At 62.2% G+C, this 6,207-nt stretch carries 8 protein-coding genes; all 8 read left to right on the top strand.

All coding sequences use genetic code 11. The annotated features are described in order from the left end of the window. The coding region (locus tag EII26_RS00875; RefSeq protein ID WP_124887245.1) for a BMC domain-containing protein at positions 1-258 on the top strand (258 nt) is incomplete at its 5' end. A 35-nt stretch (positions 259-293) separates the two neighbouring features. Then, positions 294-1,130, top strand: a complete 837-nt coding sequence (eutJ, locus tag EII26_RS00870) for an ethanolamine utilization protein EutJ (protein WP_124887244.1) — start codon at positions 294-296, stop codon at positions 1,128-1,130. Between the two features lie 47 nt (positions 1,131-1,177). After that, positions 1,178-1,867: a hypothetical protein gene (locus EII26_RS00865; protein ID WP_124887243.1), complete on the top strand. Its 690-nt coding sequence runs from the start codon at positions 1,178-1,180 to the stop codon at positions 1,865-1,867. Then, on the top strand, positions 1,864-2,145 hold the full coding sequence (locus EII26_RS00860; protein ID WP_124887242.1) for a EutN/CcmL family microcompartment protein: 282 nt from the start codon (positions 1,864-1,866) through the stop codon (positions 2,143-2,145). The genes EII26_RS00865 and EII26_RS00860 overlap by 4 nt, the downstream gene beginning before the upstream one ends. Before the next feature lie 68 nt (positions 2,146-2,213). After that, on the top strand, positions 2,214-3,329 hold the full coding sequence (locus tag EII26_RS00855; protein WP_124887241.1) for an ethanolamine utilization protein EutH: 1,116 nt from the start codon (positions 2,214-2,216) through the stop codon (positions 3,327-3,329). Between the two features lie 36 nt (positions 3,330-3,365). Beyond that, complete coding sequence (locus EII26_RS00850; RefSeq protein ID WP_124887240.1) at positions 3,366-3,827, top strand: cupin domain-containing protein; 462 nt, start codon at positions 3,366-3,368, stop codon at positions 3,825-3,827. 92 nt (positions 3,828-3,919) lie between these two features. Beyond that, positions 3,920-4,738: a cobalamin adenosyltransferase gene (locus EII26_RS00845; protein WP_124887239.1), complete on the top strand. Its 819-nt coding sequence runs from the start codon at positions 3,920-3,922 to the stop codon at positions 4,736-4,738. Between the two features lie 26 nt (positions 4,739-4,764). Beyond that, complete coding sequence (eutA, locus tag EII26_RS00840; protein ID WP_124887238.1) at positions 4,765-6,192, top strand: ethanolamine ammonia-lyase reactivating factor EutA; 1,428 nt, start codon at positions 4,765-4,767, stop codon at positions 6,190-6,192. The last annotated feature ends 15 nt before the right edge of the window (positions 6,193-6,207 follow it).

Genomic DNA, 6,207 nt, shown 5'->3' with positions numbered 1-6,207 from the left:
GTGAAGGCGGCGAACGTGGTCCTGATCGGCAAGGTGCACGTGGGCGGCGGTCTGGTGACCGTGATGGTTCGCGGCGATGTCGGAGCCGTGAAGGCGGCGACGGATGCGGGAGCTGCGGCGGCCGGTAAGGTCGGCGAGCTGGTCTCGGTACACGTGATCCCGCGCCCGCACGGGGACGTCGAGTTCATCCTGCCCAGGCTCGAAACGGATGAGGGGGCGGCGGCCCCTTCCGGAGGCTGTGAGGGGACCTCCGTTTAAATGCGGTTGATACCCCCTGCGGAGGGGATGAACCCATGAGTGTCGGGATCTCCGAAGGGGCCCATACGTTTCTGGAGTCCCTGATGGGGTGTCGTGCATGTTCTGTGCCCCTGGGAGAGGAAACGCCTCTCAGGGTAGGGCTGGATCTGGGGACGGCATCCATCGTTCTGGTGGTCTTGGACGGGGAGGGACGGCCGCTGACATGGGAGATGGAGGAGTGCTCCGTCGTCCGGGACGGTCTGGTAGTGGATTTCGCAGGGGCACGCACCATCGTCGGGAGACTGAAGGACCGCCTGGAGGCGCTTCTGAATCGCGAGCTCACACATACGGCCATCGCGGTGCCGCCGGGGACGGGAAGCCGCGACCGTGCGGCCCACGGCTACGTCGCGGAGAGCGCGGGGCTGGAGGTCGTCACGGTTCTGGACGAGCCCACGGCGGCCAACGCCGTGCTGGGGGTTCGGGACGGGGCGATCGTCGATATCGGCGGCGGGACGACGGGGATATCCGTCCTGCGGGATGGCGTTGTCGTATCGACTGCGGACGAACCCACAGGGGGTATCCACATCTCCCTTGTCATCGCGGGGAATCGAGGGATCCCTATCGAGGAGGCGGAGGTTCTCAAGCGGAACCCACGGGAACACCGGGTGCTCTTGCCGGTGGTCAAGCCCGTGCTGCAGAAGATGGCCTCCATCGTCGGGCGTGCCGTGAAGGGACATGATGTCAAGGTGCTTCACCTCGTCGGCGGGACCTGCTCATTGGCGGGGATCGAACGGGTCTTCGAGCAGGAGACCGGGATTCCGTCCTTCGTCCCTCCACACCCGTTCCTCGTTACCCCTGCGGGAATCGCGCGAGGCGTGTCCGGCACATCATGAAAGAAGTGATTCTTAGAAAGAAGTGATTCCTAATGGATCAGGAGCTTTTGATTGAGAGAGTAACGCAGGAGCTGATGCGGCGTCTGGAGGTCCTGGAGGGGCCGAAGGTGGAGAGTCCGGAAAACGCCGAGGTCAAGAAGGGCAAACCCTGGCTTGCGGCGGGGCCGGGACGGCTGTCCTGTCAGTGGCCGGAACTGGAGTACTGGGATAATTTCGACAACGGACTCCCCGATTATTCGCGCTACGAGGGGGTTGTCATCCCCTCCCTGCCGGCGAACCAGCTGGTGTTGGCGTCGTTGGGAATGCAGTACGGGATGGAGTCCAATCTGATTGTAGGGGCATTGCTGACCGGGGTTCCCGTCTACGCGTCCGAACGCGGGCTCGACTGGCTCGAGGCCCTGAAACCCGGATCCCCTCTGAGGCGTCATTACGAGGAATGCCGGAAGAAACTGACCGCCTTCGGCGTCGCCTTCTTCTCCGAGGAGCCTGCACCCTCCGGGCAGATGGGGAACGAGCCCTCCGCAGCCAGGGAGGAAACGCCCTCCTCGAAGTCGGGGGCGGGGACCCTGGATCTCTCGGATAAAAAGTTGCTTTCCGAAAGGGAGGTCAAAGAGGCTTTTAAGGCGGGTGGTTCGGAGGTACTCGTGGCGGAACGTGCAGTCATCACGCCGCTTGCCATGGATCACCTGCGCCTGCTGGGAGTTCGGGTGACCCGTGTTTCGGGGGCGAGACCGTGATTATCGCCAAGGTCATCGGGCACGTCTGGGCGACCAAGAAGGACGAGAGCCTGAACGGGATGAAATTTTTCGTCGTCCATCCCGTTCGGGGATCGAAGGATGAGACCTTTGTTGCCGTGGACTCGGCAGGGGCAGGGATCGGCGATAACGTTCTGATCAGTCAGGGCAGCTCGGCCCGGATGCTCTTCGACCGCAAGGATGTCCCGGTGGACGCCGTCATCGTGGGGATTATCGACACGGTGGAGGTCGATGCCAACCTGCTGGAATTCGAACTTTAGAACAAACTGCAACACAAGTATCGGGGCCTTGACCCCGCGTCGAAAATTTTGTTTGGGAGGTCAGCCGTATGGGGATTAACGACATCATTCTTTACGTCATGACGGGATTCATGGTTCTGGGCGCTCTGGATAAGGCCTTTCTGGGAAACCGCCTCGGCTTCGGCGAAAAGTTCGAGGAAGGGTTCATGGCCATGGGGTCGCTCATGCTCGCCATGGGCGGTGTCATCACCCTGGCCCCCTTCCTTGCCGCAGTGCTCAAACCGGTTATAGTCCCTCTCTATCAAGCCGTTGGTGCGGATCCGGCAATGTTTGCGACGACGCTTCTGGCCTGCGATATGGGCGGCTACCCGCTGGCCATGCAGATGGCGGCCCACCCGCAGATCGGCCGCTTCGCCGGCATCATCCTGGGGGGCATGATGGGCCCCACCATCGTCTTCTCAATCCCCGTCGCCCTGGGGATCATCGACAAAAAGGACCATCCGGCGCTCGCCCGGGGCATCCTGATCGGTATGGTCACGATTCCGCTGGGCTGCCTGGCCGGAGGGCTCTTGATGCTGGGCGAGGGATTCGGTGTCACCACCCTGCTCCTGAACATCGTCCCCGTCCTGATCGTGTCCGTCCTGATTGCGGCCGGGCTCAAATTCATCCCGTCGGCCATGATCAAGGGGTTCTCTGTCTTTGGCAAGATCGTCGTTGCCCTGATCACGATCGGGTTGGCCATGGGGATCGTCGAGGCCCTTTCACCCTTCCGGTTCTTTGCTGAGGGGTCTCCCTATGCCCTGGCCCCCCTGACCGAGTCCTATGCGGTCATCGGCAGTATCGCCATCGTTTTGGCCGGAGCCTTCCCTATGGTGACCTTCATCACCAAGGTCTTCAAGGCACCTCTGCTTGCCTTCGGCAAAAAATTGGGGATGGGCGACATTGCGGCCGCCGGGATGGTCGCGACTCTGGCGAACAACATCCCCACCTTCACGATGATGAAGGATATGGACGAGCGCGGTAAGGTCATCAACGTGGCCTTCGCGGTCAGCGCAGCTTTTGTCTTTGGGGATCACCTCGGCTTTACGGCCGGAGTCGAGCGTGGGCTCATCCTGGCCATGATCGTCGGCAAGCTGGTGGCAGGCATCACGGCCGTGGTGCTGGCGTGCAAGGTTACCCCCCAGAACATCTCGATGGACGCCTGACCTCCTTCGTGGAAAAGGCCGAAAGGACGGTAAGCTATGGACAAGAAGGATTTGGAACAGATGGTGCGCAAGGCCGTTCAGGACATCCTGGGCGGCGCGCAGACGGATTCGGCACCGTGTGGGGCCTCCTTTGAAAAACGCCGGGTGCCTGCCGGGGCGATATCGGTCAAACTTCCGACCGTCCGGCCGGAGAAATTCGATACGGGCAAGGAAGGGGATAAAGTACGCCTTATTGATATTCTGACCTTGGAGGAAAGTCCCCGGCTGGGCTGCGGGGTGATGGAGATGGAGGCGACGGCGTTCGACTGGACGCTCCGCTATGACGAGGTGGATTACATCATCGACGGAACGCTTGAGATCCTCATCGACGGGCAGACCGTTACGGGGAACAAGGGCGACGCCATTTACATTCCGGCCGACTCCTCGATCACCTTCCGGGCACCGTCGTTCGCCCGGTTCATGTACGTCACCTATCCCGCGAACTGGGCTTCCCAATAAATGGGAAGGGCGCGGTCTCCTCTTTTTCACCCCGATTTCAGAGGGGGATGTTCCGCGCATCGTATCTTCGGGCAAAGGGGGGATCCTTCCTCATGAAAGCACTGACGGAGCGGGAACTTCGGGAGGAGCTGGGGTGGAAGGAGATCAAAAGCTATACTATAGAACCGGATACTCTCGTGACACCCTCGGCACGTCAGTTCCTGAGCGATCGCAGGATTGAGCTGATCATCAAAGAAAAGGGTGAGCCGACCTCCCGAGCTCCTTCCGAAGCTGCTCCAAACATCGAATCGGGGAAGAAGGAAGAGGAGGTTCGGCAGGAGCAGGAGCCCTTCAAACCGCGATTTGTGGGGCCGGACGGCGGGATGTTTTCCAAGAAGCCGGAGCATCTGACCCACCTGCACGCCAATGTCCTGGTGACCAAGGGACACCCGCGCATCGCCTTTCGGGGCAAGATGGACAGCCTTCAGGCGGGTATCCTGGAGGTTCAAGGGCTGGCCGCGGAGCAGGACAATACGGCCTTGGCGGAGGAGCTCGAGGAGATCCTGGAGTTCGTCCGGCGCATCCTGACCTTCGAGGTGACCGAGAAACCGCTGGAGGACGAGAACCTTCTGGGGTTCTCGCTCGACGAGCTGCGCTCCATGTCCCACAACCCGAGGAAACATTTCGGCCTGGGGCATATCCGTGCCCACTATTCGATGGGACGCTGCTGCATCGGCCTCAACCGCCTGCGCGCTCAGGTCCGTGAGGTCGAATTGGCCGCGTTCCGGGCCTTCGAGCGTCCCGGCGGGGTGGATCGGACGGACGTGATCCGGGCGTTGAATCGCCTCAGCAGCACGATCTATGTCCTGATGTACCGGCATCTGCCCGAGGGGTATGACCGGCAGTATGGGGTGACCGTGGGCAAGGACTGAGGGGAATACGCAGAGGAGGTTTTTTCATGGCCGAGACCGTGCTCAGCGTCGGCATCGACATCGGGACGTCCACAACGCAGCTCGTGTTCAGCTCGCTCACGATCGAGAACGTGGCGAGCGTGGCCGCGATCCCGCGCATCACGGTGGTGGACAAAAAGGTGGTCTTCCGAAGCGACATCCACTTCACGCCGCTTCTCTCCCCCACGGCGATCGACGCCGAGGGGGTACGGCGCATTGTGGAGCGGGAGTACGCGCGTGCCGGGGTCGACCGGAGCGCGATCTCGGCGGGCGCCGTCATCATCACCGGGGAGACGGCCCGCAAGGAGAACGCCGAGACGGTGCTCCAAAGCCTCAGCGGCCTGGCGGGCAACTTCGTGGTCGCGACGGCGGGCTCCGATCTGGAGTCCATCCTCGCGGGCAAGGGGGCCGGGGCCGGGAGCTTCTCGAAAAGGGAGCACATGGCGGTGGCCAACTTCGACATCGGTGGGGGGACGACGAATGTCGTCCTCTTCCGGGAGGGGGACGTCGTCGACACCACCTGCCTCGACATCGGGGGCCGCCTCGTGAGGCTCGACCCCGGAACGCGCGTCGTGGAATACGTGGCGCCCGGGATCGCGGCGCTGGCCGATGCGATGGGGCTGCCCATCGCCGTGGGGCGCGCGGCCTCGGTGGAGGACCTCACGAAACTGACCGACCGCATGGCGGAGTTCTTCGACGAGCTCATGGGCCTGAGGGAGCGGACGCCGTTCCTGGAGCGGGTGCTGACGGCCCACGATTTCCGTGCCCCGCCTCAGGCGAAGGGTGTCTCCTTCTCCGGGGGGGTCGCGGATTGTATCGACAAGGTCCCCGAGGGGGGGCTCTTCGCCTACGGCGATATCGGGGTCCTGCTGGGGCAGTCCGTCGCCCGGACACAGCTGTGTCGGACGTTGACTCGGGTTCCGGCGGAGGAGACCATACGGGCCACCGTGGTCGGGGCTGGAAGCCACTCGATGGACATCAGCGGCAGCACCATCGGCTTTTCGGACACCTCCCTGTTCCCGCTGCGGAATATCCCTGTCCTTAAACTGACGCAGGACGACGAAAAGGGGGGACTGTCCGATGCATTGGCGCGAAAACTTCGCTGGTACACCGACGGCAACCCCACTCAGCCCGTGGGCATCTCCTTTCGAGGAATACACAGCCCCTCCTTCGATCAGGTTCAGGGATATGCATCGCAGCTCATTGCCGGACTCTCGGAATATCTGGAGCATCAGGATCTGGTCATCGTGATCGTGGAGAACGACATGGCAAAGGCACTGGGGTTTGCGCTGGGTAACCGTCTCGGCGCCTTGAAGAAGCTGGTCTGTATCGACGGGGTCTCCGTGGACAACGGGGACTACATCGATATGGGCTCTCCTCTTGCAAAGGGGAGGGTGATACCCGTAGTGATCAAGACGCTCGTCTTCGGAGGATAGAGGGGGGAGGGCTCT

This window comes from Fretibacterium sp. OH1220_COT-178 (genome assembly GCF_003860125.1).
GTDB lineage: Bacteria > Synergistota > Synergistia > Synergistales > Aminobacteriaceae > CAJPSE01.
This window is presented reverse-complemented; position numbering and strand designations above follow the sequence as displayed.